This window comes from Novosphingobium sp. BW1 (assembly GCF_008107685.1).
Taxonomy (GTDB): domain Bacteria; phylum Pseudomonadota; class Alphaproteobacteria; order Sphingomonadales; family Sphingomonadaceae; genus Novosphingobium.
In genome coordinates this window covers 1-25,654 of sequence record NZ_VIRF01000070.1, presented here as the reverse complement: position 1 = coordinate 25,654, position 25,654 = coordinate 1, and the positions used below count along the sequence as shown (strand labels likewise).

Annotated in this window: 20 protein-coding genes and 1 pseudogene; 10 read left to right on the top strand and 11 right to left on the bottom strand. The window is 65.4% G+C overall.

Going from position 1 to position 25,654, the window contains the following annotated elements; translation table 11 throughout:
* Nucleotides 1-219 precede the first annotated feature (219 nt).
* Complete coding sequence (locus FMM79_RS10725; RefSeq protein WP_148627498.1) at nt 220-1,056, bottom strand: SDR family oxidoreductase; 837 nt, start codon at nt 1,054-1,056, stop codon at nt 220-222.
* Nucleotides 1,057-1,264: 208 nt separating this feature from the next.
* Here FMM79_RS10725 and FMM79_RS10720 point away from each other — a divergent pair, with 208 nt between their 5' ends.
* Nucleotides 1,265-2,326 (top strand): DUF3089 domain-containing protein, encoded by a 1,062-nt coding sequence (locus tag FMM79_RS10720; RefSeq protein WP_148627497.1) that lies wholly within the window; start codon nt 1,265-1,267, stop codon nt 2,324-2,326.
* Nucleotides 2,327-2,405: 79 nt separating this feature from the next.
* Here the strand turns inward: FMM79_RS10720 and FMM79_RS10715 are convergent, their stop codons facing one another.
* The 7 genes from FMM79_RS10715 to FMM79_RS10685 form a co-directional block, all read right to left on the bottom strand.
* Nucleotides 2,406-3,392: an aldo/keto reductase gene (locus FMM79_RS10715; RefSeq protein WP_148627496.1), complete on the bottom strand. Its 987-nt coding sequence runs from the start codon at nt 3,390-3,392 to the stop codon at nt 2,406-2,408.
* Nucleotides 3,393-3,394: 2 nt separating this feature from the next.
* The gene (locus FMM79_RS10710; RefSeq protein WP_148627495.1) at nt 3,395-4,354 is read right to left on the bottom strand and encodes a Gfo/Idh/MocA family oxidoreductase; all 960 of its coding nucleotides are present in this window, start codon (nt 4,352-4,354) and stop codon (nt 3,395-3,397) included.
* 78 nt (nt 4,355-4,432) lie between these two features.
* Nucleotides 4,433-5,341, bottom strand: a complete 909-nt coding sequence (locus FMM79_RS10705; protein WP_148627494.1) for a class III extradiol dioxygenase subunit beta — start codon at nt 5,339-5,341, stop codon at nt 4,433-4,435.
* Nucleotide 5,342: 1 nt separating this feature from the next.
* Nucleotides 5,343-5,753 (bottom strand): protocatechuate 4,5-dioxygenase subunit alpha, encoded by a 411-nt coding sequence (ligA, locus tag FMM79_RS10700; RefSeq protein ID WP_148627493.1) that lies wholly within the window; start codon nt 5,751-5,753, stop codon nt 5,343-5,345.
* A gap of 46 nt (nt 5,754-5,799) precedes the next feature.
* On the bottom strand, nt 5,800-6,825 hold the full coding sequence (locus FMM79_RS10695; protein WP_148627492.1) for an amidohydrolase family protein: 1,026 nt from the start codon (nt 6,823-6,825) through the stop codon (nt 5,800-5,802).
* A gap of 4 nt (nt 6,826-6,829) precedes the next feature.
* A complete protein-coding gene (locus tag FMM79_RS10690; protein ID WP_240339111.1) occupies nt 6,830-7,729 on the bottom strand; it encodes an NAD(P)-dependent oxidoreductase in 900 nt (299 codons plus the stop codon).
* A 63-nt stretch (nt 7,730-7,792) separates the two neighbouring features.
* Nucleotides 7,793-8,959, bottom strand: a complete 1,167-nt coding sequence (locus FMM79_RS10685) for a LysR family transcriptional regulator (protein WP_148627491.1) — start codon at nt 8,957-8,959, stop codon at nt 7,793-7,795.
* 116 nt (nt 8,960-9,075) lie between these two features.
* Here FMM79_RS10685 and ligK point away from each other — a divergent pair, with 116 nt between their 5' ends.
* The 6 genes from ligK to FMM79_RS10655 all read left to right on the top strand — a co-directional run bounded on the left by ligK (nt 9,076) and on the right by FMM79_RS10655 (nt 15,592).
* The gene (gene ligK, locus FMM79_RS10680; protein ID WP_148627490.1) at nt 9,076-9,750 is read left to right on the top strand and encodes a 4-carboxy-4-hydroxy-2-oxoadipate aldolase/oxaloacetate decarboxylase; all 675 of its coding nucleotides are present in this window, start codon (nt 9,076-9,078) and stop codon (nt 9,748-9,750) included.
* On the top strand, nt 9,743-10,807 hold the full coding sequence (locus FMM79_RS10675; RefSeq protein ID WP_148627489.1) for a 4-oxalomesaconate tautomerase: 1,065 nt from the start codon (nt 9,743-9,745) through the stop codon (nt 10,805-10,807). Before ligK ends, FMM79_RS10675 begins: the two co-directional genes overlap by 8 nt.
* Entirely contained in the window at nt 10,800-11,690 is an 891-nt protein-coding gene (locus tag FMM79_RS10670; RefSeq protein WP_148627488.1) for an amidohydrolase family protein, read from the top strand. The genes FMM79_RS10675 and FMM79_RS10670 overlap by 8 nt, the downstream gene beginning before the upstream one ends.
* 228 nt (nt 11,691-11,918) lie before the next feature.
* Entirely contained in the window at nt 11,919-14,000 is a 2,082-nt protein-coding gene (locus FMM79_RS10665; protein WP_240339110.1) for a phosphocholine-specific phospholipase C, read from the top strand.
* Nucleotides 13,997-15,049, top strand: a complete 1,053-nt coding sequence (locus tag FMM79_RS10660; RefSeq protein WP_148627486.1) for an HAD family hydrolase — start codon at nt 13,997-13,999, stop codon at nt 15,047-15,049. Before FMM79_RS10665 ends, FMM79_RS10660 begins: the two co-directional genes overlap by 4 nt.
* A gap of 21 nt (nt 15,050-15,070) precedes the next feature.
* Entirely contained in the window at nt 15,071-15,592 is a 522-nt protein-coding gene (locus FMM79_RS10655; protein ID WP_148627485.1) for a prolyl-tRNA synthetase associated domain-containing protein, read from the top strand.
* A gap of 1,313 nt (nt 15,593-16,905) precedes the next feature.
* On the opposite strand, the gene betA is transcribed toward FMM79_RS10655, so the two are convergent.
* Nucleotides 16,906-18,564: a choline dehydrogenase gene (betA, locus tag FMM79_RS10650; RefSeq protein WP_148627484.1), complete on the bottom strand. Its 1,659-nt coding sequence runs from the start codon at nt 18,562-18,564 to the stop codon at nt 16,906-16,908.
* Nucleotides 18,565-18,597: 33 nt separating this feature from the next.
* Complete coding sequence (gene betB / locus FMM79_RS10645) at nt 18,598-20,628, bottom strand: betaine-aldehyde dehydrogenase (RefSeq protein ID WP_148627483.1); 2,031 nt, start codon at nt 20,626-20,628, stop codon at nt 18,598-18,600.
* A 156-nt stretch (nt 20,629-20,784) separates the two neighbouring features.
* Between betB and choW the strand changes: the two genes are divergently transcribed.
* Nucleotides 20,785-22,587 (top strand): choline ABC transporter permease subunit, encoded by a 1,803-nt coding sequence (gene choW, locus FMM79_RS21610; RefSeq protein ID WP_205466608.1) that lies wholly within the window; start codon nt 20,785-20,787, stop codon nt 22,585-22,587.
* Nucleotides 22,587-23,804 carry a choline ABC transporter ATP-binding protein gene (gene choV / locus FMM79_RS10635; protein ID WP_148627482.1) on the top strand — a complete coding sequence of 406 codons (1,218 nt, stop codon included), beginning with the start codon at nt 22,587-22,589 and terminating at the stop codon, nt 23,802-23,804. Before choW ends, choV begins: the two co-directional genes overlap by 1 nt.
* 190 nt (nt 23,805-23,994) lie before the next feature.
* On the opposite strand, the gene FMM79_RS10630 is transcribed toward choV, so the two are convergent.
* A complete protein-coding gene (locus FMM79_RS10630; protein ID WP_162528483.1) occupies nt 23,995-24,744 on the bottom strand; it encodes a LemA family protein in 750 nt (249 codons plus the stop codon).
* A 113-nt stretch (nt 24,745-24,857) separates the two neighbouring features.
* On the opposite strand from FMM79_RS10630, the pseudogene FMM79_RS10625 reads away from it, so the two are divergent.
* A pseudogene (locus FMM79_RS10625) lies at nt 24,858-25,654 on the top strand (IS3 family transposase); the annotation flags it as partial.

Genomic DNA, 25,654 nt, shown 5'->3' with positions numbered 1-25,654 from the left:
TGCGTTGGGGCAGGGGGCTTTGCGCAGCGCTGTTCATCTGCCGAGAACGGACTTGAAAGAAGGCAGAACCGAACAAAGGGGCATCGCCCTTCGACCTCATAACGGGAGACCTCGCCTTATCTCAGCCAACGTCGTGCGCGAGAAGTGAGCTGGACAGTTTGGGGGGGCGAGGGCGATGGCCCTCGGAAAGACTGTACTTTTGTCAGTTGTCTTGTCCCATCACCCGGAAAGGCCGGCTTGCGATGCACCGCCCGCGAGTTCGGGGTAGGCCGAAAGCACTTCGCGCCGACCACTGCGGGCACGTTCGCGGATCTTGCGGCGGGTGAGCCAGTGGAAGGTCTTGCCGTGCTCGGTGTTGGTGTCGACGATGCGCGCGGCCCAGCGTCCGATGGTGGCGGGATGGTCGGCAATGAGGTTGACCTGGGCGCGGCGTTCCGGGGTCATGCCGCCTGCCTTGCGGTTCTCGCGCAGGAACCCTTCGGTAATGACGAGGCCGGGGCTCAGCGATCCGGTGAGGACGGGTGTGTCGCGCGTCTCCTCGGCCAGACAATCCATGAGGTAAGTGACCGCCACTTTGCTTGCCGCATAGCCACTCATCTGGGGCACGAGGCTGCCATCGGCCCCTGCGCCGAGCATGGTGTAGAGCGCGCCGGCGTGTTTGGCCTGCGCGAAGCCGCGAATGGCCGTGCGGCAGCCATGGACCACGCCCATGACATTGACGTCGAGCATAGAGCGCATGTCCTCGTCGGTGATCTGCATGAGGGGGCCGCCAAGCGCGAGACCGGCATTGTTGATCCAGATGTCGACCTTGCCCATCTGCACGCAGGTCTGCGCCCACAGCGCGTTGACGTCCTCGGGCAGGGTGACGTCACAGGCAAGGCCCAGCGCACTGGCGGGCATGTCGCGGCCGACCTCCTCGGCGACCGCGCGGGCCTCCTCGGCGTTGGTGGAAGAGACGACCACGTTGATCCCGCGTGTCAGGAGCGCTTCGGCAAGTGCGCGTCCGATCCCGCGTGTACTGCCCGTAACAACGGCGGTCTTGCGGTTCTCGGGCATCCTCGTGTGTCCTTTCCTTCAATCCCTGGCGCTGCCCAGGTTCCCTATCGGCGAATGGGCCCTGCCTGTGCGCAAATGGCCAGCGCGGCGAGAGGGGCTGTTCAAGCAGCGAGAGACGGAGGATCGTGTCCTGTCATACCTGTGACCTGCTGGTAGCGAAGATGGGTGTCGCAGGAGGAGGTGCACAGTGGGAATTTCAGGGGGCGCGATGCTGAGAGGAATACTTGCATTCGGTCTGGGGACGGTGGGCACATCAGGCCCGGCTTCGGTGGTGGAGGAAGGGCCACCGCCCTTTGCCGAAAGTACGGCTCCGCCGGCGCCCGACTATACCAACCCGCGTACCTGGGCGGCCTGGCCCGGACGTCCTTCGCGCGCCTTGCAGCAGCCCGGCGGCGGGCTGGCCGAGGGCAGCGCGCACGCGGTCGACGTCTTTTACGTTCATCCTACCAGCTTCCTGTCGCGTAGCGCCTGGAATGCGGATGTCGCCGATGGCCCGACCAACCGCTGGACCGACATCTCGGCGCTGGCGCGCCAGGCCAGCGCGTTCAACGCCTGCTGCCGGATTTACGCGCCGCGTTACCGCCAGGCCTCGCTTGCAGCCGTCCTTGACGGAGAGGAGGGGCCGCACGCCTACGATCTTGCCTATGGTGATGTCTCCCGTGCCTTTGCGTACTATCTGGCTAAGGCCAATGACGGTCAGCCCTTCGTCCTCGTAGGCCACAGCCAGGGTGCCTTGATGGTGCGCCGCCTGCTGGAGGAGCACGTGCGCGGCACACCGCTTGCCGCGCGCATGGTCGCGGCCTATGTCGTGGGGGTGGCCGTGCTCGAGGGCGATTTCGCGCATGATCTGGCCGGGCTCTCCCCGTGCCGGGGCCAGGACGACACCGGCTGCGTGCTCAGCTGGAACACCTTTCACGCGGGTAGCGATACGCAAGCCTACCGTGCGCGGGCGCAGGGGCCCTTCCTCACCGCACATCCTGAGGGTGATGCACGACTGCTGTGCAACGACCCAGTGACGCTTGCCGGGCGCGCACGCGGGAGTGGTGCGCTGCCTGGAAAGGCAGGTGAGGGGAACCTGCAGGCGCTTGTCTCCGGTGCGGTCTCGGTCACCTGCGAGGAGGGCATCGCCATGCTCGAGGTCAATCCGGAGCTGGAGTATGCACCGCTTCCGGCGGGGAACCTCCATTACCACGACGTTGCGGCCTTCTACGCCGATATCGCGGCGGACGTCGCGCGCCGGATCGCGGCTTTTCAGGGCGCGCAGAGCTGATGCGAAAAGCCCTCCCACGGCAGGCCCGGGGGAGGGCTCTTGCGCTAACGCCGAAATGGCGGCTCTCAGGCCCTGGGGCTCAGACGTAGTCCTCGGTGTCGATCGTGCCGCGCATCACTTCGGGATAGCGGTGGCCATGCACGCTCTCCTGGTTGATGAGGGCTGCGGCTTTCTCCAAGATCTCGACGGGGACATCGAGGGAGGCGGCCGCGTTGTTCTCTTCCCAGTGCGCGACCGAGCGGGTGCCCGGGATCACATGGATGTTCTTGCCCTGGGCAAGGACCCAGGCCAGCGCCAGCTGGGCGGGCACCACGCCAGCCTCTGCCGCGAGTGCGTTGAACTGCTGGATGAGCTCCAGGTTCGCGGGCCAATTCTCGGGCAGGAAGCGCGGGTGCGTGCGGCGCAGGTCCTTTTCGGTGAGCGTGGCCGGATCGGTCAGCTCCCCGCACAGTGCGCCGCGTGCGACCGGCGAGAAGGCAACGAGCGCGATGCCCAGCTCCTTGGTCGCTTCCAGAACGCCTAGTTCCACGTTGCGCGTCCACAGCGAGTACTCGGTCTGGACCGCGGCCATCGGGTGCACCGCGTGGGCTTCACGGATGTGGGCCGAGGACCACTCCGAGACGCCGTAGGAGCCGATCTTGCCCGCTTCCATGGCGCGCACCATGGCACCTACCGAATCCGCGATGGGCACCTTGGGATCGAACCTGTGCATGTAGAACAGGTCGATGTGGTCGGTGCGCAGGCGCTCCAGGCTCGCCTCGATCGACGCGGTGATCGCGTCCGGGCTGCAGTCGATGCCGCGGCGCGCGCCATCGACGATGATCCCGGTCTTGGAGGCGAGGAAGAACTCGTCGCGCCGGTCCATGATCGCGGTGCCCAGGATTTCTTCCGAGACGCCCTTGCCGTAGATGTTGGCCGTGTCGAAATGGTCGCAGCCATTGTCGAGCGCGTGGCGGAACAGGGCCTCGGCATCCGCCCTTTCGGGCGGATTTCCATAGGCCCAGGCTACGTTCATGCAGCCAAGCCCGACGGGATTGAGGGCCTTGCCGTTAATCGTGCGGGTCATGCTCAGGACCAGCCATCCTGCGCTTCGAGGCTGGCGGCGAGTTCACCGATCACGCGGTAGCAGTCGAGGACCGAGGCGATCGAGGAGTTGGGCTCACGCCCTTCCTTGATGGCTGCGACGAATTCGCGGTCCTGCAGTTCGATGCCGTTCATCGAGACATCGACGTTGGAGACGTCGATGGGCTCCTCGCGGCCGGTGACGAGATCGTCGTAGCGCGCAATGTAGGTGCCGGTGTCGCCGATGTAGCGGAAGAAGGTGCCCAGCGGCCCATCGTTGTTGAATGAAAGCGAGAGGGTCAGGATCTGGCCGGCCTCGGTCTTCATCTGGATCGACATGTCCATAGCGATCCCCAGTTCCGGGTGCTTGGGGCCCTGCAGCGCGTTCGCCGCAATGACCTTGGAGCCCGTCATGTACTGGAAGATGTCGATGGTGTGGGCCGAGTGGTGCCACAGCAGGTGGTCGGTCCAGGAGCGCGGCTGGCCCTTGGCGTTCATGTTTTTGCGGCGGAAGAAGTAGGTCTCGACGTCCATCGCCTGGATGTTGAGCTCGCCCGCGTCGATCTTGTTCTTCACGTACTGGTGCGAGGGGTTGAAGCGGCGGGTGTGGCCGACCATGCAGACAAGGCCGGTTTCCTTCTGCTTCTCCATCACCGCCTGCGCGTCGGCCCAGGTGTCCGCGGCCGGGATCTCGACCTGGACGTGCTTGCCCGCGTCCATGCAGGCGATCGCCTGCTCGGCGTGCATGGCGGTTGGCGTGCACAGGATGACGGCATCGACATCGGGCAGCGCGAGAGCTTCGGAAAGTTCGGTGCCCGAGTGGGGCGCGCCGTATTTGGCGGCGACTTCGGCGGCCTGGTCGGCCCGGCGGGAAATGACCGACGCGATCTCCACGCCGTCGATGTTCTTGAGGCCGTCGAGGTGCTTTTCACCGAAGGCGCCGGCGCCAACGAGAGCTATACGCATGAGGGGGAACTCCTTGGTCTGTTCGTACGTGTGAGCGGGGCGGCGCAGGGATTGTTCCCGCGCCGCCTGCCCATCGGTTCAGATCGCGGCCTGAGCCGCTTCATTGTTGCCTTCGAGCGTGGGGCTGGGCGGCACGCTCCCGTCCACGGGTTCGAGCACGATATGCCCGATCGCGGTGTTTGAACAAGGCACGTGGTAATGGCGATGCAGGCACTTCGTGCTCTTGCCCAGCGCGCCGCGCATGATCAGCCACATGACCATTTCGATGCCTTCCGAGCCCGTTTCACGCAGGTACTCGATATGCGGGACGTGGCGCAGGTCCTGCGTGTCGCCGATCAGCTTGTCGAGGAACATGTTGTCCCACTCGGCATTGATGAGGCCCGCACGCTGGCCCTGGAGCTGGTGGCTCATGCCGCCCGTGCCCCAGACCTGCACGTTGAGATTTTCGCCAAAGGAGTTGACCGCGCGCGCGATCGCCTCGCCCAGCGCCCAGCAGCGGTTACCCGACGGCGGCGGATAGGTGACGACATTGACCGCGAGCGGAATGACCTTGACCGGCCAGGCATCGGGCTTGTCGTACATCATCGTGAGCGGCACGGTGAGGCCGTGATCAACGTCCATCTCATTGATGATGGTCATGTCGAATTCATCGAGGATCAGGCTCTGCGCGATGTGCCAGGCCAGGTCCGGGTGGCCTTCCACGTCGGGCACCTTGCGCGGGCCCCAGCCTTCATCAGCGGGCGCATAGCGCTCCCCGCAGCCGATCGCGAAGGTCGGGATGATGCTCATGTCGAAGGCCGAAGCGTGGTCGTTGTAGATCAGGATCACCACATCGGGCTTGTTTTCGGGCTTGGCGATCCACTCGCGGGTCCAGTCGTACCCGGCGAAGATCGGACCGAAATAATCGTCCCGGTCCTTGCCCTGGTCCGAGGCTACGCCGAGCAGCGGCACGTGGCTGGAGGCCACCCCTGCGGTAATCTTGGCCATCTCAGCTGTCTCCCTTTATCGAACGCTGGCCTTCGGGCGAGCGGCCGCCTGCGACCATCATCGCCTGGTAGTCTTCCACGCTCATGCCGGTCATCGTCGAGACGGCCTGCACGAAGCTGAGGCCATCGGTCGAGAAGACCTTGGCGAGGAAGTAGATGTTGCCGCCAAGGTCGAGCAGGCGGTTGTAGTCGCGCGCGAGCACGGCCTCCTTCTGCTCCTCGGTCATCGGCCATTCGTTGATGTAGGCCCGCTCGTCCGCCAGCCAGCGCTGGCGGTTTTCCGGCTTCATCAGGCTCATCGCGAACTGGTTGAGGTGGTAGCCCTTGCGGGCACGTGCGGCGGTGTAGACGCGCGTGCCTGGAATGTCCTCGAAGTCGGCGAGGTACTCGTGAATGTCGCTGTGTCCAGCCATGGACCTCTCCCTTGGGTCGGTTGGGTAGGTGAAGGAAGGCGGCCCCTTAGAGGCCGCGTTCCTTCAGCTTGGCGTCGAGACGCGGGAACACCTTGCGCACGTTGCCCTCGAAGATCGCGTGGCGTTCCTCTTCGGTGATGTTGAGCGCGTCGACATAGCGCTTGGTGTCGTCGAAGTAGTGGCCGGTCTTGGGATCGATGCCGCGCACCGCCCCCACCATTTCCGAGCCGAACAGGATGTTCTTGTTGTCGATCACGTCGGCCAGCAGGTCGACGCCCGGCTGGTGGTAGACGCAGGTGTCGAAGAACACGTTGTTCATGATGTATTCGTCGAGGCTGGGCTTCTTGAGCATGTCGGCGAGGCCCCGGTAACGGCCCCAGTGGTAGGGCACCGCGCCGCCGCCATGCGGGATGATGAAGCGCAGCTTGGGGAATTTCGCGAAAAGGTCACCCTGCATCAGCTGCATGAAGGCGACCGTGTCGGCGGCAAGGTAGTAGCCGCCCGTCGCGTGCATCGCCGGGTTGCACGAACCCGAGACGTGGATCATCGCGGGCACGTCCAGCTCGCACATCGCCTCATAGATGGGGAACCAGTATTCATCGGTGAGCGGGGGGTGCTCGAAGTGGCCGCCGCCCGGATCGGGATTGAGGTTGCAGCCGATGAAGCCCAGCTCCTCGATGCAGCGTTTCAGTTCCTTTACCGAGGCGGTCAGGTCCGCCTTGGGGCTCTGGGGCAGCATGCACACGCCCACGAACGTCTCGGGGAACATCTGCGTGACGCGGTAGATGAGGTTGTTACAGTGGGTCGCCCACTCGGCGGCCACGGCCTGGTCGCCGACATGCGGGGCCATGGCCGAGGCGCGCGGGGAGAAGATCGTGAGGTCCGCGCCGCGCTCCTTGATGAGCTTGAGCTGGTTGTCCTCGATCGTCTGGCGGATCTCCTCGTCGGTGATCTCCGGATAGGGCGGGGGCGTGGTGCCAGCCTTGAAGGCGGCCTTCTGTTCCTCGCGCCAGGCATCGTGGCCCTTGGGCAGGACGGTATAGTGACCGTGGCAGTCAATGACGAGCGACATGGCTTCAGCTCTCTCCCTTGTTCGAATTCGGATGGGTTTTTTGTGATGCGGTAATGGCGTCGAGCTTGGCCGCATAGCATTCGGGCGGCGGGGTGAGGCCCAGTTCGCCGATCTCCTGGTGGCGCGCAACCGTGCCCTGCGTCATCAGCGGATCGATGCCCAGGTCGCGCAGCATCGCGGCGGCCTCGGCCATTTCTGCCGAACGGCGGCGGCCGTGGATCATCATTCGGTCCAGATTGTAGTCGGCGCGCTCGGGCCAGGTGATCGACTTTTCGCTCGCATCGAGTGAGGCAAGCACGTCTTCGGCTACCCCTTCGGCGTGGGCGGCCAGCATCATCTCGGCGGTGAGCGCCTCCAGTCCCTTGACCATGACCGAACGGACCAGCTTGATCGCCGAGGCACGCCCGATGGCATCGCCCACGATGCGGGTCTTTTCAAAGCCCATGCCCGACAGGAGGTCCTTCGCCTCCGCCGCGTCGGGCCCGGAGATGTTGAGCGGTACGCCCAGGCGCGCCGGGTTCACAGGGGCCATGATGGCGACGTCGACGTAGCGCTTGCCCGCGGCGGCAAAGGCCTCGGCCGCGGCGCGCTTGGTGCCGGGCGCAACCGAGTTCATGTCGCAGAACAGCGCGTCGGACGAAATAAGAGGCGCGCAGGTGTGCGCGACTTCAAGCGCCTGGTCGGCGGTGACGAGCGAAAGCACCAGGGACGCATCGGCAAGGGCCTCTTCGGCACTGGCGCAAGGCAAGACGTTCAGTTCCTCCATGACCGCGCGGCGCGTGGGCGCAATGTCGAAGGCGGCGGCGCGCGGCCCCCAGCTTCCGGCGCGGGCAAAGGTCGATCCGGCTTCTCCAAAGCCGATAAGGCAAGCGAACTTGGTGCGGACCTGCGTCATGGGGGGCATGTCTGCCCCCGGGGGCGGCGGGCGGCTAATCGGAACTGCCTTGGTCTTATAAGCTTTGCCTAATCAGCGCGCTTTTGTGCCTGCCGTTATTTCACGCGCGGCCTGTTCCAAATCGGCGAAAAACTCCTCCTGAACAGTGGTCGGGCGCAGTGAGTGGCGGGTGGTCATGCCGATAACACGGTGGAATTGTGCGGGGAGTTGAGCGACCTGTGAGAGCCACCTGGCTTCTAGCTCGACGGGCACCTGGTCACGCGAGAGCAGGGTCAGGAAATCGCTGTCCATCATGACCTGCCGGATCATCATCACCGAGCCTGATTCCAGTGGGACCTGCGGGCTCTGGCCATGGCTTTCGAAGTAACGCTCGAAGCTGTCGCGAAGCGGCGTGCCGCGTGCGGGCAGGCAGAACGGGTAGCGGGCGAGATCCGCGGCCTCCGGGCGCGTGCCGACGAGCGGGTGGTCGTGGCGGCCCAGGAATACGGGCACATCCTCGAACAGGGCGCGCTGTTCGAGGTCGGTCTCGACGAGCGGGCTGCGCAGCGCGCCGACCATCACGTCGAGCGAGCCGTTGCGCAAGGGTTCGACCAGTTCGGCGCGCGAGCCCTCGACGATGGTGAGCTGCACTCGCGGGCGGCGCGCGTGGAAGCGGGCCACGGCCAGGGGGAGGATGCGAGCGCGCGAGAGCGGCATGGCGCCAATGGCGATGCGGCGAGTCTCGTGCCCGCGCAGCGCCTGAATCTCGGAGAGCCCGGCTTCCAGCTCGACTACGGCGAGGCGGAACTCGCGTGCGAACTGGGCGCCGGTCTCGGTCATCACCACGTGCTTGCCTCGGCGAACCACCAGCGGGCGGCGCAGCGCGAGGGCAAGGTCGTTCACCGCGCGGTGGATCGAGGGCAGCGAAAGTCCGGTCTCTTGGCTGGCGCCTGCGTAGCTGCCGCTGTCCGAAAGTGCTAGTAGGGCGCGCAGGCGCGACATCGTGACGTGGGGGCTGCGCACGTGCAGGAGCGCGGCCGAAATACGCGCCTGGAGGATCTGCCCGGCGTGCGTGGGCACCATCCCGTCGTGGCGCCGCTCGAAGAGGGGAACCTGCAGCGCTCCCTCCAGACGTCCTAACGCCTGTGTTATTGCGGGCTGGCTAAGATTGACCGCGCTCGTCGCCGCGCTGACCGTTCCCAGTTCGGCAATTTTCAAGACTGCGCGCAAGTGGCGCAAGTTCAGTTCCCAAACGTCCATGCGGGCATCTTTAGCCAAATCCAATGGCGATTGCCAAAGTTCTCTTTCCCCCTCGCGCGCGCGAAGCCCATGTCAGGACCTACCTGAATTGATAACGAGCGAAGAGGAGTGCTGCCATGTCGGGTGTCGTCGTCCAGAATATCGAGCGGGCCGATCCTGCGATCATCGACGGCCTGGCCGCCTGCGGCGTTGCCACCGTGCACGAAGCGCAGGGGCGTACGGGCCTTCTCGCCAGCTACATGCGCCCGATTTATGCGGGCGCGCGCATCGCCGGTTCGGCCGTGACCATCAGTTCGCCTCCGGGCGACAACTGGATGGTCCACGTCGCCATCGAGCAGCTCAACGAAGGCGACGTGCTCCTGCTCGCGCCGACCTCGCCGTGCGAAGACGGCTACTTCGGCGACCTTCTGGCGACCAGTGCGCAGGCGCGCGGCTGCCGTGGTCTGATCATCGATGCGGGCGTGCGCGACGTGCGTGACCTCACGGAAATGCAGTTCCCAGTCTGGTCTAAGGCTGTCTACGCCCAAGGTACGGTGAAGAACACGATCGGCTCGGTCAACGTGCCCGTCGTCTGCGCCAACTGCTCGGTAAATCCGGGCGACATCATTGTGGCCGATGACGACGGTGTGGTGTGCGTGCCGCGCGAAAAGGCCGCCGAAGTCCTCAAGGCCGCGCAGGCGCGCGAGGCCAACGAAGGTGAGAAGCGCGAGAAGCTGGCCTCGGGCGTCCTCGGCCTCGACATGTACAAGATGCGCGAGCGCCTGGAGAAGGAAGGCCTCAAGTATGTCTGATCTTCCCACCAGCGCTCCGGTGATGTGGATGCGCGGGGGGACATCGAAGGGCGCCTACTTCCTCAAGGACGATCTGCCGAGGGATCCCGCCGCGCGCGATGCTTTCCTGCTGCGCGTGATGGGCTCGCCCGATCCGCGCCAGATCGACGGCATGGGCGGGGCGGACCCGCTCACCAGCAAGGTCGCGGTGGTCTCGGCATCGCAGCGCGAAGGCATCGACGTCGAGTACCACTTCTTCCAGGTCTTCGTCGATCAGGCGACCGTTTCGGACGCGCAGAACTGCGGCAATATCCTGGCCGGGATCGGTCCTTTCGCCATTGAGCGCGGCCTTGTCGCGGCGACGGGCGATGAGACACGGGTGGCGATCTATATGGTCAACACCGGGCAGGTCGCTGTCGAGGTGGTGCAGACCCCGGGCGGGATGGTGACGTATGCGGGTGAGGCGGCCATTGATGGCGTGCCCGGAACCCACGCGCCTATCCCGGTCGAGTTCCGCGATACCGCCGGTTCGATGTGCGGCTCGTTGCTGCCTACTGGAAAGCCCGTTGAGGAGGTGAATGGCGTGGCCGTCACCCTTATCGACAACGGCATGCCCTGCGTCATCATGAAGGCGGTGGACATGGGGATTGTCGGCACCGAGACCCGTGAGGAGCTGGAGGCCAACGCCGAGCTCAAGGAAAAGGTCGAGGCGATCCGCCTGGCCGTGGGTGAGCGGATGAACTTGGGCGATGTGACCGCAAAGTCGGTGCCCAAGATGTTCCTCGTCTCCCCTCCTGTGAACGGAGGTGCGATCAACACCCGCTGCTTCATTCCGCATCGTGCCCATGCGACAGTCGGCGTGCTGGCGGCGGTGACAGTGGCGACCGCCGCTCTCATCGAGGGAACGCCCGCAGCCGAAGTCGCGCAGATCCCGGGTGGCGCGCGCAAGACCCTTTCGGTCGAGCATCCGACCGGCGAGATGAGCTGTGTCCTTGAAGTGAACGAAGGAGGCTCGGTCACGAGCGCTGCCCTGCTGCGCACCGCGCGCAAGCTGATGGATGGAGAGGTCTATGTCTGATCGTATCGTCTGCTGGAATTCCGCGCCCAGCAAGCCTTCGTTCGTGCCGCCCGAAGGCGCGGTCGATGCGCACTGCCATGTTTTCGGTCCGATGGCCGAGTTTCCGTTCAGCCCTAAGGCCAAGTACCTGCCCGAGGACGCCAGCCCGGAAACGCTGTTCGCGTTGCGCGATCACCTGGGCTTTTCGCGCAACGTGGTTGTTCAGGCGAGCTGCCATGGCACCGACAACGCCGCGACGCTGAACGCCATTGCCAAGTCGAACGGTAAGGCGCGCGGCGTGGCTGTGGTCGATCCCGATATTTCGGACGCTGAGCTCCTCGCACTTCACGAAGGCGGTATTCGCGGCATCCGCTTCAACTTCCTGAAGCGCCTTGTTGACAATGCGCCAAAGGACAAGTTCCTCGAAGTCGCCAAGCGCCTGCCTGAAGGCTGGCACGTGGTGATCTACTTCGAGGCTAATATTCTGGAGGAACTGCGCCCGTTCATGGATGCGATCCCCGTGCCGCTGGTCATCGACCACATGGGGCGCCCGGACGTGACGCAAGGGCCTGACGGCGCCGACATGAAGGCCTTCCGCGCCTTCCTCGACAGTTGCGAGGACATCTGGTTCAAGGCCACCTGCCCCGAGCGCCTCGATGCGTTGAAGGAAGGCGGCATGGGCGATCCCTGGGACAACTTCGCGGCTGCGGTTGCTCCGCTTGTTGCCGATTACCCGGATCGCGTCATCTGGGGGACCGACTGGCCTCATCCCAACATGCAGGACGAGATCGCCGACGATGGTCACATCGTCGACATGATTCCGCGCCTCGCGCCCACGGCTGAATTGCAGACGAAGCTGCTTATCACCAATCCGATGCGGCTCTACTGGCCCGAGGAACTCTGAGCGCTCCGGTTTTCACGAACTCTGACGACTGAGGGGGATGGCGCTGGGCGCCATCCCCCTTTCTTTATGTGCGCCGTTGTTCATTTTTGAATGATCATTCAATATGATCTTGATTCGAGTGTCCGAGACGCCCGATATCCGGTCGAGGAGGTTGTAAATGTGACCTATGACCTTGAGAAAGATTGAGTGAATGGTTATTCAGCCGGTAATGCACACCGGAGAATGCTCATGATTGATCGTCGCCTGTTCCTCCAGCGCCTCGCCGCGGCGAGTGCAGCGGGATCGGTGCCTGCGCCGATCGCCAAGGCGCTGGCGCAGCCCGCCAACCACCGCACCGGCACGCTCAAAGACGTCGAGCACGTGGTGATCCTGATGCAGGAGAACCGCTCGTTCGATCACTATTTCGGCACGCTGCCGGGCGTGCGTGGCTTTGCCGATCCCCGGCCCATGCCGCTGCGTTCGGGCAAGTCGGTGTTTCATCAGCCGCGCCCGGACGGCGGCGCGATCCTGCCCTTCCGCATGAACGGGCAGACGACCAGTGGCCAGCTTCTCAAGAGCCTCGATCACAGCTGGAAAGGCGAGGGCGGGCAGACCTCGGCCGAGTGGGCGGACTACGCCAGCTGGATCCGCCGCAAGGGCGAGATGACGATGGGCTACTTCACACGCGAGGACGTGCCCTTCTACCACGCGCTCGCCGACGCCTTCACCGTGTGCGACGCCTACTACTGCTCGCTTCACGGGCCCACCAACCCCAACCGTATGTACCTGTTCACCGGCACCAGCGGCATGGCCGTGGGCGATACGCGCCGCCAGGCCGTCCACAACGAGGACGATGGCAACTGGACCGGCGACATGGCCCGCGACAAGGCCGATTTCGACCAGGTCGCACGCTGGACGACCTACGCCGAGCGCCTGCAGGAGGCCGGGGTCGACTGGAAGGTCTACCAGGAATACGACAACTTCGGGTGCAACTCGCTCGCCTATTTCGAGCAGTTCCGTGGCCTCGACACCAAGAGCGACCTCTACCGCCGGGGCCGCGCCCTCGTGCCCGGCTCGACCGCCGAGAACGCGGCCGACAGCACCGGCCAGCACCTTGTCGATGCGATCCGCGCCGACGTGGAGGCCGATAGCCTGCCGCAGGTCTCCTGGGTGGTGACGCCCACCAAGTTCTGCGAGCACCCCGAGGCGCCGCCCGCGTTTGGCGAGGACATGGTCTCGCGCATCCTCGACGCGCTGGTGGCCAATCCCGAGGTCTGGTCCAAGACCGCGCTCATCATCAACTACGACGAGAACGACGGCTTCTTCGACCACATGCCCGGGCCCGTTCCGGCCGCCGCCGGAATTGCGGGTGCGAGCACGGTCGACACGCGCGGCGAGGTCTACGAGGGCAACGCGGTCGGCCTTGGCATGCGCGTGCCGCTCCTTGTCGTCTCGCCCTGGTCGCGCGGGGGCTGGGTCAATTCCGAAGTCCATGACCACACCTCGGTGATCCGCTTCCTCGAAAAGCGCTTTGGAGTGATGGAGCCCAACATCACGCCGTGGCGCCGCCAGGTGACGGGCGACCTCACCAGCCTGTTCGACTTTGCCGACCCCGACGGTTCGGCGCTCCACACGCTGCCGGCCACTGACGATTATCTGCAGAAGATCATGGCGGTCGCGCAGCTTCCCTTGCCGGAAGTGCCCGAAGCGCAAACGCTGCCCGCCCAGGAGCCCGGACGCCGTCCGACCCGCCCCTTGCCCTACCGCATGGATGCGCACGCACGGGGCACGGAAGACGGCCTGGAGCTGACTTTCGCCAACCTGGGCACTCGCGGCATCGTCTACCAGGTCTACGCCAAGGGCAGCCGCGAGCTCGGCCCCTGGAGCTACACCGTGGAGCCGGGCAAGAAGATCGCGGCGAGCCTTCCCGGCCTGCCACGTAGCGGCGTGTATGATCTGGCTGTCTTCGGGCCCAACGGCTGGCTGCGCGAACTGGCTGGCGAGGCCGCAGACGAGGGCGTTGCGGCTCCTGTCGTGACACTGGATGAACGGGCGCGCGATACCGTCCATCTCGTTATCCGTAACCCGGGGCCGGCGCCGCTGACCTTCACCATCGCCGCTCCCACCTATGGCGAGCTGGCCGCGCAGAGCGTGACCGTGGCTCCGGGTCAGGAGCAGCGGGTGCCGGTGTCGGTTGCGGCCAGCGATCATTGGTACGATCTGGTCGTGACCCAGCAGGGCTCGCCCCGCCGCCGCCGCTTCGCAGGCCATGTCGAGACCGGCAAGGCGAGCCTTTCCGACCCGGCCTTCGAGCAGGGCGCGGTGGCATGAAGGTGCGTATCCTTTCAGGGCTGCTGGGCGCCGTGGCCGCGTTGACGGCTACGGCCAGCGCCGCAAACGAGCCCCTCGCGCATTGGCCTGCCGGGGCGCGGGCGTCGATCAAGCGTGCCCTAGCCGATGCGCCCGAAGGTTCCTTCGCGGTATTCGATGCCGACAACACGATCTGGCAGAACGACCTGGAGGAATCGCTCCTGCCTTTCATGGAAGCGCGCGGCAAGCTCTCGCCCAAGGCACTCGATCCCTCGCTGAAGCCCATTCCCTTTCACAAGGGCGAGACGCTCTACGGCTATTATCTGCGCCTGTGCGAGATCGACGACAACTTGTGCTATCCGTGGATCGCGCAGGTCTTTTCCGGGCACACGCTGGGTGAGTTGAAGGGCGAGGTCGATGCCTTGATGGCGCGCACCGCGCCGATCCCGGTGCGCTACGAAGAGGACGGCAAGGTCGTCTCGGGAACGGTCGAGCGCCCGCATATCTTTGAAGCGCAGCGCGAACTTCTGGATGAACTGCGCGCGCGCGGTGTCCATGTCTATGTCGTGACGGCGGCCTCCGAGGAACTGGCGCGCATGGTGCTGTCCGATCCGCGTTACGGGTTGAACATCGCGCCTGAAGACATCGTCGGGGTGACTATGGTGCTGCGCGATCCCCGGAGCGGCGCGCTCACCACCGCGCGCAGCCAGATCGCCAAGGGGCACTTCCTCGATGCGCACTACCCGGCCGAGCGGCACATGGGCATGGAGATGACCTCCACCCTCTGGGCGCCCAACACCTGGTACGAGGGCAAGGTCGCGGGCATCCGCACGTATATCGACGCGGTGAACCGGCCGCTCCTGGTGGCGGGCGACAGTCCGAGCGACCGCGCCATGCTGTTTCAGGCTTCAGGGCTTCGCCTCTGGATTGATCGCAGCGCGGCCAAGACCGCAGCGCTGGAAGAGGCGAAGGCCGCGCGCGCCAGAGCGCAGCGCGAGAGCGGCCAGCGGGTCGATGCGGACACCAACTGGCTGCACCTGCGCCAGGAGGAGCTTGCGCCGCGCCCCTGAGGCGCGATAGTCGCTGCGACCATGGCAGCAAACCGACACGAACGCGAGGCCGCGCTGCTGGCCGATCTCGACAGCGCGGGCACGGCCTTTCGCGTCTTCGAGCACGAAGCCACCGCAACGGTGGCCGAGAGCGCGGCGGTCAAGGCCCATATCGCGGGCGCCCACACCAAGAACCTGTTTTTGACCGACCGGCGCGGCCGGTTCTGGCTAGTGACGATGCCCGCCGAGGAGCGCGCGGACCTGAAGTTCATGGCCAGTCGCCTTGGCGCCCCGCGCCTTTCGTTCGGCAAGGCCGAAGATATGGTGGCTTTGCTGGGCGTGGTGCCGGGCTCAGTCACCCCGCTTGCCGCCTTCAACGACACCGAAGGCTGTGTGCAGGTCGTCCTCGATGCCGCCCTCGCGCCCAGGGGCACGATCAATATCCACCCCTTGCGCAACACCGCGACCCTTTCGCTGCAGACTGCAGACCTCGTCGCCACGCTCACCCGCTGGAACCATGCTCCCCAGGTGCTGACCCTGAAGCCGGACCAGACATCGAGGTGACACCGAAGTTGACACAGTTGACACGGTCCAGGGGGAAAGCCGTGTCACCTGCCACCCGCTGCAAAGTGACCCCGCTGTGCCGCGCAATCCCGACTTGCCATGTCGTGCCGATACACACCTCCCTAATTACCTGTAACCACCGACGCGATAGTCTGACTTCAACATAGCGCAGGCGCCCGGGTGTAGGAAAATCCTATCGCGCCGCGCGCGGACGAACACCTGCGGCCGCGCTATCTGGACCTGGGTTCAAGTCAGCCGGAAAGACATGGAATCCGAGGGCCATCGCCCTCGGGGTGGGCCAGAAACAGGCAAGGCCGCTTCGACACGGAGGCCGTGCAGGGGACCTGCAGCGTAGAATTCCTGCGCGAGTTGATGGATGTCTTGCCGGCGGCAGGGGCCAACACGAGGGCGCAGGATCGCTACAAGCTCACCGCCTACGATCTGGGAGAGACGGAGAACGATTGGCCGTGGGAGCTGGAAGAGACGCGCCGGACGGGCCTGAACTGGATGCAGCGCGCAAGGCAGGCGTCGGCGAACCGGGAGGCGGAGCGGACCGCGCAAACGCAGCGCTGGAAGCGCGAGCAGGCCGGGGCGCGGCGGCGCGGTGCGGCTCGGGTGGCGGCCCTGCGTGCTCAGACGGCGGACCTCCTTGGCCAAATGTCGCGCAACACGACCAATGCCGCGCAGTACGAGCGCGAGTGCCGTCAGCGGGTGGCGCGCAATATGGCGCGGTCGCGCCAGCAGTCGGCATCTGTGCCCTCATCTTCGTCCTCTTCGCGCAGCCGCAGTCCTTCCATCTCCATTGCCGGGTCGTCCTCGAACCGGTCGCGCACGGCGGTATCGTGGCCGACGCCTGCGCGTTCCTCATTGAGCTCGTCGTCCTCATCCACCTCGCGTGCGCCGGAGTGGAGTGGCAGCGCCTTCAGCGCCTGCTATCGCGAGGCCGAGCGCACCCGCACGATGGGGCCGAGCGAGGCGATCAAGGCCTTCAAGATCGGGTGCGACGTGGTGCACTTGCTCGAGTTCTCGACCGCCGGGACGGACCGGGTCTACTGCGGAAAATCCGGAGATCTTCCCGCCAAGGCGCACGGACGGCTGGCCGATACGGGCCTGCGCGGATACCTGCCCTTCGCCCAGCGCGCCTGGAACGTGTGGGTGTACAAGCGCGGGTGCATGCAGGAGTCCGAGGAGCATTGCCCTCCGGCTCCCGCAAAGCGGAACCTCACCTTTCACGCGCCCGAGTGGCTGCGAAAGGTGAGGTCGCCCCGTTTGGGTGGCAAGGGGCGATGGTCTCTTGAAAATTTCCTTTATCTTCAGCGCTGCGTCGTCTGCCAGTTCGCGCTGCGTACGAAAGGCATCTCGCTGGCGGCCAGCGTCTCGCGGCCCATCACAAGGTCGGCGCCGCGTTCGGCGAGCATAATGGTCGGCGCGTTGAGGTTGCCGGTGGTGATCGCGGGCATGGCCGAGCTGTCGATCACGCGCAGGCCCTGAACGCCGCGCACGCGAAGGTCAGGGGCCAGAACCGCCATCGGATCGCCGTCTGCGCCCATCTTGCAGGTGCACGAGGGGTGGTAGGCGCTCTCGACGTTGTCGCGCACGAAGGCGTCGATCTGTTCATCGGTCACGACATCGGTGCCCGGCTGCATCTCGCGCCCGGTGTAGGGGGCAAGCGCTTCCTGCGCGAAGATTTCGCGGGTGAGGCGCACGCAGGCGCGCATCTCTTCCCAGTCCTCGGCGTGGCTCATGTAGTTGAAGCGGATTTCCGGCGTGTCGAGCGCACTGTCGGAGCGTAGACGCACCGTGCCCCGGCTCTTGGAGCGCATCGGGCCGACATGGGCCTGGTAGCCGTGGCGGTCAGCCATCGAGGAGCCGTCGTAGGACACGGCGAGCGGCAGGAAGTGGTACTGGATGTCCGGGTACTCGATCCCGGCGCGTGAGCGGATGAAGCCGCAACTCTCGAAGTGGTTTGTCGCGCCAAGCCCTTCCCTGAGCGCGAGCCACTGTGCGCCGATGCGCGCTTTGGCGATGGGGCCCATGGCCGAGAACAGCGTGATCGGCTGGGTGCATTCCATCTGGAAGTAGAATTCCAGATGATCCTGCAGGTTCTCACCCACGCCGGGCAGGTCCTGTACGACCTCGATGCCGAGCGCCTTCAATTGCTCGGCCGCGCCAATGCCGGAGCGCTGGAGCAGCGCGGGCGAATTGATCGGGCCGCTTGCCACGATGACCTCGCGCGCGGCGCGCACTTCGCGCACCTCGCCGCCCTGCACATAGCGTACGCCGACCGCGCGGGTGCCCTCGAACAGGAGCTTGTCGGCAAGCGCGTGGGTCTCGACCGTCAGGTTGCGGCGCTTCATCGCGGGCTTGAGGTAGGCGTTGGCCGCGCTCCAGCGGCGGCCCTTGTGGACGGTCATGTCCATCCGGCCAAAGCCTTCCTGCTGCGCGCCGTTGTAGTCTGCCGTGAAGGGGTAACCGGCCTGCTGCGCGGCTTCGGCGAACTTGGAGTAGAGCGGGTTCTTGAGCGTACCGTACTTCGTGTTGAGCGGGCCGTTGCCGCCCCGGTAGGCATCGCCGCCTTCCTGGCGGGTTTCAGCGCGCTGGAAGTAGGGGAGGACGTGGGCGTAGTCCCACCCCTGCGCGCCCAGGTTGTGCCAGCGCTCGAAGTCCATCGGGTTGCCGCGCACGTAGACCATGCCGTTGATCGAGGACGAGCCACCCAGCACCTTGCCGCGCGGGGTGTGCATGCGCCGTCCGCCGAGGTGCTCCTCGGGCTCCGAGTAGTAGCGCCAGTCGTACTTCTTCATGTTCATCGGGTAGGACAGGGCGCTGGGCATCTGGATCAGCACCGAGCGGTCCGACCCGCCGAATTCGAGTACCAGAACGGTGGTCTTGCCGTCCGCGCTGAGCCGGTCGGCGAGCACGCAGCCGGCCGAGCCGGCGCCCACGATGACGTAGTCGAATTGCGCGTTCATGAAGGTGTCTCTGTACAGTTGGTCGTTCGGGGCTCAGTAGGGGGCGTCGACATCGCCCTTGGCGACGTAGACGCTCTTGAGCTGGGTGTAGTGCTCGATCGCGGCGAGGCCGTTCTCGCGGCCCACGCCGGAGTTCTTGTAGCCTCCGAACGGCAGTTCGATGGGGGTGACGTTGTAGTCGTTGATCCAGCAGCTTCCGGCCTGAAGCGCGGCGATCACGGTGTGCGCGCGCATCAGGTCGCGGGTGAAAACGCCTGCGGCAAGGCCGAACTCGGTGTCGTTGGCGCGCGCGATCACTTCCTCTTCGGTGTCGAAGGGCAGGACCAGCATGACCGGCCCGAAGACTTCGTCGCGCACGATCGAGGCGCTGTCGTCCTCAGCCAAGAACACGGTCGGCTCGACATAGTAGCCGCGATCGTACTCGCCGCCGGTGAGGCGCTCGCCGCCCATCAGCAGCTTCACGCCCTCGCGCCTGGCGCGCGCGATGTGCCCCAGGACGAGATCGAGCTGGGTCGCGCTGACAAGCGGGCCCAGGTGCGTTTCGGGGTTGAACGGATCGCCGATGCGCAGCGCCTTGGTGCGCTTTTCCAGCCTGGCAAGGAAGTCCTTGAGGACCGAGCGGTGGACAAAGACGCGCGTCCCGTTCGAGCAGATCTGCCCGGTGGAATAGAAGTTGGCCATCATCGCGCCGCTCACCGCGTTGTCGAGATCGGCGTCCTCGAAGACGATCAGCGGGCTCTTGCCGCCCAGCTCCAGCGTCGTGGGCTTGAGGCCCTTGGCGGCCTCACCCATGACGAGGCGGCCGGTGGGGACAGAACCCGTCAGCGAGACCTTGGCGATGCCCGGGTGCGCGATCAGCGAACGGCCAGTTTCGCCATACCCTTGCGCGACCTGGAACACGCCTTCGGGAAGGCCGGCTTCGCGGAAGATGCCTTCCAGTTCCATCGCCGTCATTGGGGTCTGTTCGGCCGGCTTGAAGATCAGCGCGTTGCCGCAGGCAAGCGCGGGCGCGGCTTTCCAGCAGGCGATCTGCATGGGGTAGTTCCACGCGCCGATCCCGGCGCACACGCCCAGCGGCTCACGGCGGGTGTAGCCGAAGGCGGCGGCACCCAGGTCGAGGAACTGGCCCGCCACGGTCGAGGCGATGCCGCCATAGTATTCCAGGCAATCCGCGCCCGAAATGATGTCGACCGCCTTGGTCTCCTGCACCGGCTTGCCGGTGTTGCGGGTTTCGATCTCGGCAAGCGCATCGTTGCGCTCGCGCAGGATGTCGCTGGTGCGGCGCAGAACGCGGCCGCGCTCGGTGCCGCTGAGCGCGGCCCATTCGCGCTGGCCTTCCTGCGCCTTGGCGACCATGCGGTCGATGTCCTGGGCCGTGGTAACGGGAAGGTCGGCGATGGTCTCGCCGGTCGCGGGGTTGACCGGACGCACGGTGGCGGGAACCGCAGCGGCGGCGATCGGGTGGCGCGCCAGCGAATCCTCAACGACGAAATTGAGCATGTCGCGCGCGGCTTCGGGGTCAACCTCGTTCCAGCCCGAGAGCGCGCCGCGCAGCCACACGCCGTCGATCATGGCGGCGATGAGGGCGGCGGTCTTGCGCGCTTCCTCGGGCGTTTCCATGGCGCGCAGCGCGTGGGTGAGGTTGGATAGCATGCGCTTCTGGTAGGCGCGCTGCACGCGGTGGAGGCGCGGGTGCTGCAGCGCTTGGCCCCAGAAGGCGAGCCAGGCCATGCTCGTGCGCAGGTCGATTTCGGTGCGCGAGAGCGAAGCATCGATCACCGCCTGGACCCGCGCGCGCGGGCTGTCGGCGGCGACCATGCGCATGCGCACGGCATCGCCGTGGCGGAACGCGAGCGCGCGGAACGCGGCTTCGAGAAGGCCGTTCTTGTCCTTGAAGTAGTGTGCAACAAGACCGGGCGAGACGTCGGCGCGCTTGCCGATTTCGGCGAGCGTGGTGCCGGTGAAGCCCACTTCGGCGAGCGAGTCGATTGTCATCTCGATAAGCTGGCGCGCGCGGGCATCGTGCCTTGACGGAGCTTTCGTTGTCGCCGAACCTGTTGCCATGATCTTGTCCTGAATGACCGTTCAATTGATTTAAGTGCCAGCTATACCTCTCGCCCTGTCTTTGCAAGTCTTGGCTGAAAAAGGTGGAAGGTTGCCATTGAATAAGCCTTCAATGGCGTTATAGGCACAGGGCATCACGCGAATTCAAGGAAGCCTATGCGCCGTCTGGCAACGCGACTTCTCCTGGCCCTGGGCCTCCTCTGCAGCCTCGTCCTGGGATCGAGCTCGGCCATCGCGGCCGCCGATCCCCCGGCGTGCCGCGCGGTGCGGCTGGCCGATGTAGGCTGGACAGATGTCACCGCGACGACAAGCATGGCCTCCGAGGTGCTGCGCGAGATCGGCTACAAGCCGAGCACGCGCGTACTTTCGGTGCCGGTGACCTTCAACGGCATGGCGCGCGGCGATGTCGATATTTTCCTCGGCAACTGGATGCCCGCGCAAAAGAGCCTGATCCAGGGGCATATCGAGGACGGCACGCTTGAACGCGTGCGCGCCAACCTGGTCGATGCGCGCTACACTCTGGCGGTCCCGGACTACCTTTACGAGGAGGGCCTGCAGAGCTTTGCCGACATCGCCCGCTTTGCCGATCAGCTGGACCACAAGATCTACGGCATCGAGCCGGGCAACGACGGCAACCAGCTGGTCATCGACATGATCGGGCGCGATGCGTTCGACACCGGCGATTTCCAGGTGGTCGAGAGCAGCGAGCAGGGGATGCTCTCGGAAGTCGAGCGTGCGGTAAAGGAAAAGCGCGCCATCGTCTTCCTGGGCTGGCAGCCGCACCCGATGAACGAGCGCTTCGAAATGAAGTACCTTGCGGGCGGCGACGATGTCTTCGGTCCCAATTTCGGCGGCGCGACGGTGAGCACCATCGTGCGCCGGGGCTACCGCGAGGAATGCCCCAATCTTGGCCGGTTCCTTGAAAACCTCTCCTTCAAGGTCGAGGAAGAGAACGCGCTGATGGGCCGCATCGAAGGCGGCGCTAACCCTGAAGATGCCGCGCGTGACTGGATCGCGCAGAACCCGGATCGTGTATCCGAGTGGCTGGAAGGCGTCTCCACCTTTTCGGGCGAGCCGGCCGAAGCCGCGCTCAAGGAGCGCACCGCCGCCGGACCGAGCCACTCCTGGTTGACCGCCAACAAGATCCCGGTGGGGGCCAGCATCGCTGTCGCGGTCGAGTGGATCAAAGAACACAGCGGCCTTCTCGACATCGTCTCGGGCGCGGTGAGCGGGGGCGTCGATGGTCTGACGGGCCTGCTCCACGCCGTGCCGCCGCTGGTCTTCGTGGCGGTCGCGACGGTGCTGACCTGGTTCCTGCGCAAGTCCTACGGGTTCACCACCTTCGTGCCGCTCGCCCTCCTTTTCATCATCAACCAGGGGTACTGGGACGAGACGGTCGACACGCTCGCGCTCGTGGTCTTTGCCGCAGCGACCTCGACCGTGATCGGCGTTCCCATCGGCATCTGGGCAGGGCACCGCCCGCGCGCCTACGAATATCTGCGCTCGGTGCTCGATCTCATGCAGACGCTGCCGACTTTCGTCTACCTGATCCCGACGCTGGTGATCTTCGGGCTGGGCGTGGTGCCGGGTCTGATCTCCACGATCATCTTCTCGCTGCCTGCGCCGATCCGCCTGACGCAGTTGGGCATCGCCTCGGTGCCGCGCCCGCTGATCGAGGCGGGGGAGAGCTTTGGGGCGACCAGGCGCCAGCTCCTCTTCAAGATCGAGCTTCCCGCTGCGGCGGGATCGATCCTGGCAGGGGTCACCCAGTGCATCATGCTTAGCCTTTCGATGGTCGTCATCGCCGCTCTCGTTGGCGCGGGCGGCCTGGGTGTGCCGGTGGTGCGCGCGCTCAACACGGTGCAGGTGGGCATGGGCTTCGAGGCGGGCTTTGCCATCGTCCTGCTCGCCATCATTCTCGACCGCGTGACCCGGCGCGAAACCAAGGGAGACAGCTGATGGCCACGGCGATCGAATTCCGGAACGTCGACATCTTCTTTGCGAGTGGTCGGGGGCGCAAGCGCGAGGCCGCGCTCGCCCACGCGCTGGAACTGGCCGAGGCTGGCCAGGAGCGCGCCGCGATCAGCGAGGAGACAGGCGTGGTCCTGGGCGTCCACGACGCCTCGCTCACGGTCGAGCGCGGACACATCTCGGTACTGATGGGGCTTTCGGGATCGGGCAAGTCGACACTGCTGCGCGCGGCGAATGGTCTCAACGAGGTGACGCGCGGGCAGGTCCTGGTCCATGGCAGCGAGGGCGAAGACGTCGTCGATATCGCGCCGCGCGATCCCGCGACCTTGCGCGAAGTGCGCCGCAAGCGCGTGGCGATGGTATTCCAGCAGTTCGCGCTCCTGCCCTGGCGAACCGTGCGCGAGAACGTGGCCTTTGGTCTCGAACTGCGCGGCGAGGGCAAGGCGGCCATGGCCGCCCGCGTCGATGAACAGCTCGAACTGGTCGGCCTCTCCGACTGGGCCGACAGCTATGCGAGCGAGCTTTCGGGGGGCATGCAGCAGCGCGTGGGGCTGGCCCGCGCCTTTGCCACGGACGCGGACATCCTCCTCATGGACGAGCCCTTCTCCGCGCTCGACCCGCTGATCCGCGCCAAGCTGCAGGACGACCTCCTTGAACTCCAGCGCGAGGTCCAGAAGACGATCCTGTTCGTCAGCCACGATCTGGATGAAGCCTTCAAGCTGGGCGACCAGATCACGCTGTTGGAAGGCGGGCGCATTGTCCAGAGCGGCAGCCGCGAGGAGATCCTCAACAACCCGGCGACCCCCTATGTCGCGAGCTTCCTCGAGCATATGAACCCGCTCCACGTGATGACCGGCGCCACGGTTATGCATCCGGTTGCGGAGCTGGAGGAAGTGGACGGCGGCCTGCTGCTCGACGAGGGTGGAAACTACCGTCTGGAGGGTGAGCGCGTCCATTCGGATGCGGGTTGGCAGCCGGTCAATACCATCGCCGATCCCCAGATGCAGGACACCTTCCCCGAAGGCATCGCGCAGGTGCCCGCCGAGACCAACGTGCGCACGCTCATGCAGATCGCCGCGCAGACCGACAACCCGGTGCTGCTCACCGAAGACGGCGAACTGGCGGGCGTAACCTCCAGCCAGGATATCCTCGACAAGCTGAGCCAGACCGGGCCGGCGGGATCGGAGGAACCCGCCGCGCAGTAAAAGGGAGCGCACGGCAGCGCAGCGCAAGGCAGTCCTTCGGGTCGCACCTTCGAGGGCGTCCTCATGCCGGTTCCTGTCGCATCCCAAGATCTGCGCCCCGCGCCCGGCCCCCCGGCGCTCCGTTCCCCTCTCTCCGGGAGCGCCGGGGGCAAAGTAGAAGGGCCGCTCTTGCGAGCGGCCCTTCGTCGTTTCAGGAAGAACTGTTTTGGGCCGTGTCGCTGCTCGCTTGGAATGTGGCGGAAGGCCACTCCCCGGTCGGAGAGGCGGGCGTGTCCACGGCTGCGCTCGCGCCCTGCGCCTGGGCCTCCTGCCGTGCGGTCTGGGCGCTGCGCAGGCGCTGCGCGGCGTTCTGGGCCTGGGTGTTGGCCATGCTTGCCATGCGCCCCATCGTGTCGCGCAGGACCTGGCCATCGTCGGTGCGGAAGGTGGCGAGCTGTTCCTCGCCCATTTCATCGACGTTGAAGTAGGGCGCTTCGGAGAAGCCGAGCTGGGCAGCGTAGAACAGGTGGGGCAGGCTGCCGCGCGTCGCATTGTAGGCTTCGGCGGCCGCGTTGTAGGCCTCGCGGCGGGTCAGGATTGCGCTTTCGATCTCGTCGAGCTGGTGCATCAGCTGCTGGTAGGTGGTGTTTGCCTTGAGGTCGGGGAAGCGGTTGGCGAGCATCTGCACGTTGCCGATCACGCGCGCCGCATCGCTCGAGGCCGCGCTGGCTTCGGCGACGTTGGCTTCGCCTTCGGCAACGGTGAAATGGGTCAGCTTCTCGTGATCGCCATAGCTTGCGGCGATGTCGGCGAGGCGCTGGGCGATGTCGTGGCGTTTCTTCACGGTCGCGGCGATATTGGCCTGTGCGCGCTTCACGCTTTCGGCAAGGCCGCGCAGCTTGTTGTAGGACAGGAATAGCCAGACGGCCAGGGCGATCAGGATAATCGTGAAGAAGGTCATGGCGTTATTGTACGTTTGGAGACCTCGAGAGGTGGCCTGGAGAATCTGCACACTGAGATAATTGGATTTTCTGCCTGAGAGCAGCCAGATGGGCTGCGAGACAGGAGCAGAGAATGAGCAGACGACCCCGGCGCAACCACAGCCCGGCATTCAAGGCGAAGGTGGCGCTTGCCGCGATCAAGGGTGAGAAGACGCTGGCAGAGCTGGCGCACGACTATGATCTGCATCCCAACCAGATCACGACGTGGCGCACGCAGTTGCTCGAAGGGGCGGCGGGCGTGTTCGGCTCGGAGAAGGCATCTGACGAACCGGCCGTCGACGTGAAGACGCTTCACGCCAAGATCGGCGAGCTGACGTTGGCCAATGATTTTTTGGAAGGCGCGCTCGGCAAGGCAGGTCTGTTGCCGAGCGCAAGGCGATGATCGACCGCTCGCATACCTTGCCCGTGAAGCGCCAAGCGAAGGAACTGGGGATCAGCCGGGGTAGTGTCTATTATCTGCCGCGGCCGGTTTCGTCCGAAGATCTTGCGATCATGCGTTGCATCGACGCGCTGCATCTGGAGTTTCCGTTCGCAGGCAGCCGGATGATGCGCGACTTTCTTCGTCAGGAGGGCATCACGATCGGCCGCTGCCATGTCGCGAGCCTGATGAAGAAGATGGCGATCGAGGCCGTCTATCGCCGTCCCAGCACTTCCAGGCCGGCGCCAGGGCACAAGATCTACCCCTATCTCCTGCGCAAGCTTCCGATGGTGAGGCCCAATCAGGTCTGGGCGACAGATATCAGCTACATTCCCATGGCCCGGGGCTTCGTCTATCTTGTCGCTATCGTCGACTGGTTCAGCCGCAAGGTCCTCAGCCACCGGATTTCGATTACGCTGGACGCCGACTTCTGCGTGGAAGCGCTCGAGGAA

What these genes read in the sequence shown, in the direction of transcription:
- FMM79_RS10725 (WP_148627498.1), bottom strand. Translation starts at nt 1,056, where the DNA reads ATGCCCGAGAACCGCAAGACCGCCGTTGTTACGGGCAGTACACGCGGG.
- FMM79_RS10720 (WP_148627497.1), top strand. Translation starts at nt 1,265, where the DNA reads ATGCTGAGAGGAATACTTGCATTCGGTCTGGGGACGGTGGGCACATCA.
- FMM79_RS10715 (WP_148627496.1), bottom strand. Translation starts at nt 3,392, where the DNA reads ATGACCCGCACGATTAACGGCAAGGCCCTCAATCCCGTCGGGCTTGGC.
- FMM79_RS10710 (WP_148627495.1), bottom strand. Translation starts at nt 4,354, where the DNA reads ATGCGTATAGCTCTCGTTGGCGCCGGCGCCTTCGGTGAAAAGCACCTC.
- FMM79_RS10705 (WP_148627494.1), bottom strand. Translation starts at nt 5,341, where the DNA reads ATGGCCAAGATTACCGCAGGGGTGGCCTCCAGCCACGTGCCGCTGCTC.
- ligA (WP_148627493.1), bottom strand. Translation starts at nt 5,753, where the DNA reads ATGGCTGGACACAGCGACATTCACGAGTACCTCGCCGACTTCGAGGAC.
- FMM79_RS10695 (WP_148627492.1), bottom strand. Translation starts at nt 6,825, where the DNA reads ATGTCGCTCGTCATTGACTGCCACGGTCACTATACCGTCCTGCCCAAG.
- FMM79_RS10690 (WP_240339111.1), bottom strand. Translation starts at nt 7,729, where the DNA reads ATGCCCCCCATGACGCAGGTCCGCACCAAGTTCGCTTGCCTTATCGGC.
- FMM79_RS10685 (WP_148627491.1), bottom strand. Translation starts at nt 8,959, where the DNA reads ATGGACGTTTGGGAACTGAACTTGCGCCACTTGCGCGCAGTCTTGAAA.
- ligK (WP_148627490.1), top strand. Translation starts at nt 9,076, where the DNA reads ATGTCGGGTGTCGTCGTCCAGAATATCGAGCGGGCCGATCCTGCGATC.
- FMM79_RS10675 (WP_148627489.1), top strand. Translation starts at nt 9,743, where the DNA reads ATGTCTGATCTTCCCACCAGCGCTCCGGTGATGTGGATGCGCGGGGGG.
- FMM79_RS10670 (WP_148627488.1), top strand. Translation starts at nt 10,800, where the DNA reads ATGTCTGATCGTATCGTCTGCTGGAATTCCGCGCCCAGCAAGCCTTCG.
- FMM79_RS10665 (WP_240339110.1), top strand. Translation starts at nt 11,919, where the DNA reads ATGATTGATCGTCGCCTGTTCCTCCAGCGCCTCGCCGCGGCGAGTGCA.
- FMM79_RS10660 (WP_148627486.1), top strand. Translation starts at nt 13,997, where the DNA reads ATGAAGGTGCGTATCCTTTCAGGGCTGCTGGGCGCCGTGGCCGCGTTG.
- FMM79_RS10655 (WP_148627485.1), top strand. Translation starts at nt 15,071, where the DNA reads ATGGCAGCAAACCGACACGAACGCGAGGCCGCGCTGCTGGCCGATCTC.
- betA (WP_148627484.1), bottom strand. Translation starts at nt 18,564, where the DNA reads ATGAACGCGCAATTCGACTACGTCATCGTGGGCGCCGGCTCGGCCGGC.
- betB (WP_148627483.1), bottom strand. Translation starts at nt 20,628, where the DNA reads ATGGCAACAGGTTCGGCGACAACGAAAGCTCCGTCAAGGCACGATGCC.
- choW (WP_205466608.1), top strand. Translation starts at nt 20,785, where the DNA reads ATGCGCCGTCTGGCAACGCGACTTCTCCTGGCCCTGGGCCTCCTCTGC.
- choV (WP_148627482.1), top strand. Translation starts at nt 22,587, where the DNA reads ATGGCCACGGCGATCGAATTCCGGAACGTCGACATCTTCTTTGCGAGT.
- FMM79_RS10630 (WP_162528483.1), bottom strand. Translation starts at nt 24,744, where the DNA reads ATGACCTTCTTCACGATTATCCTGATCGCCCTGGCCGTCTGGCTATTC.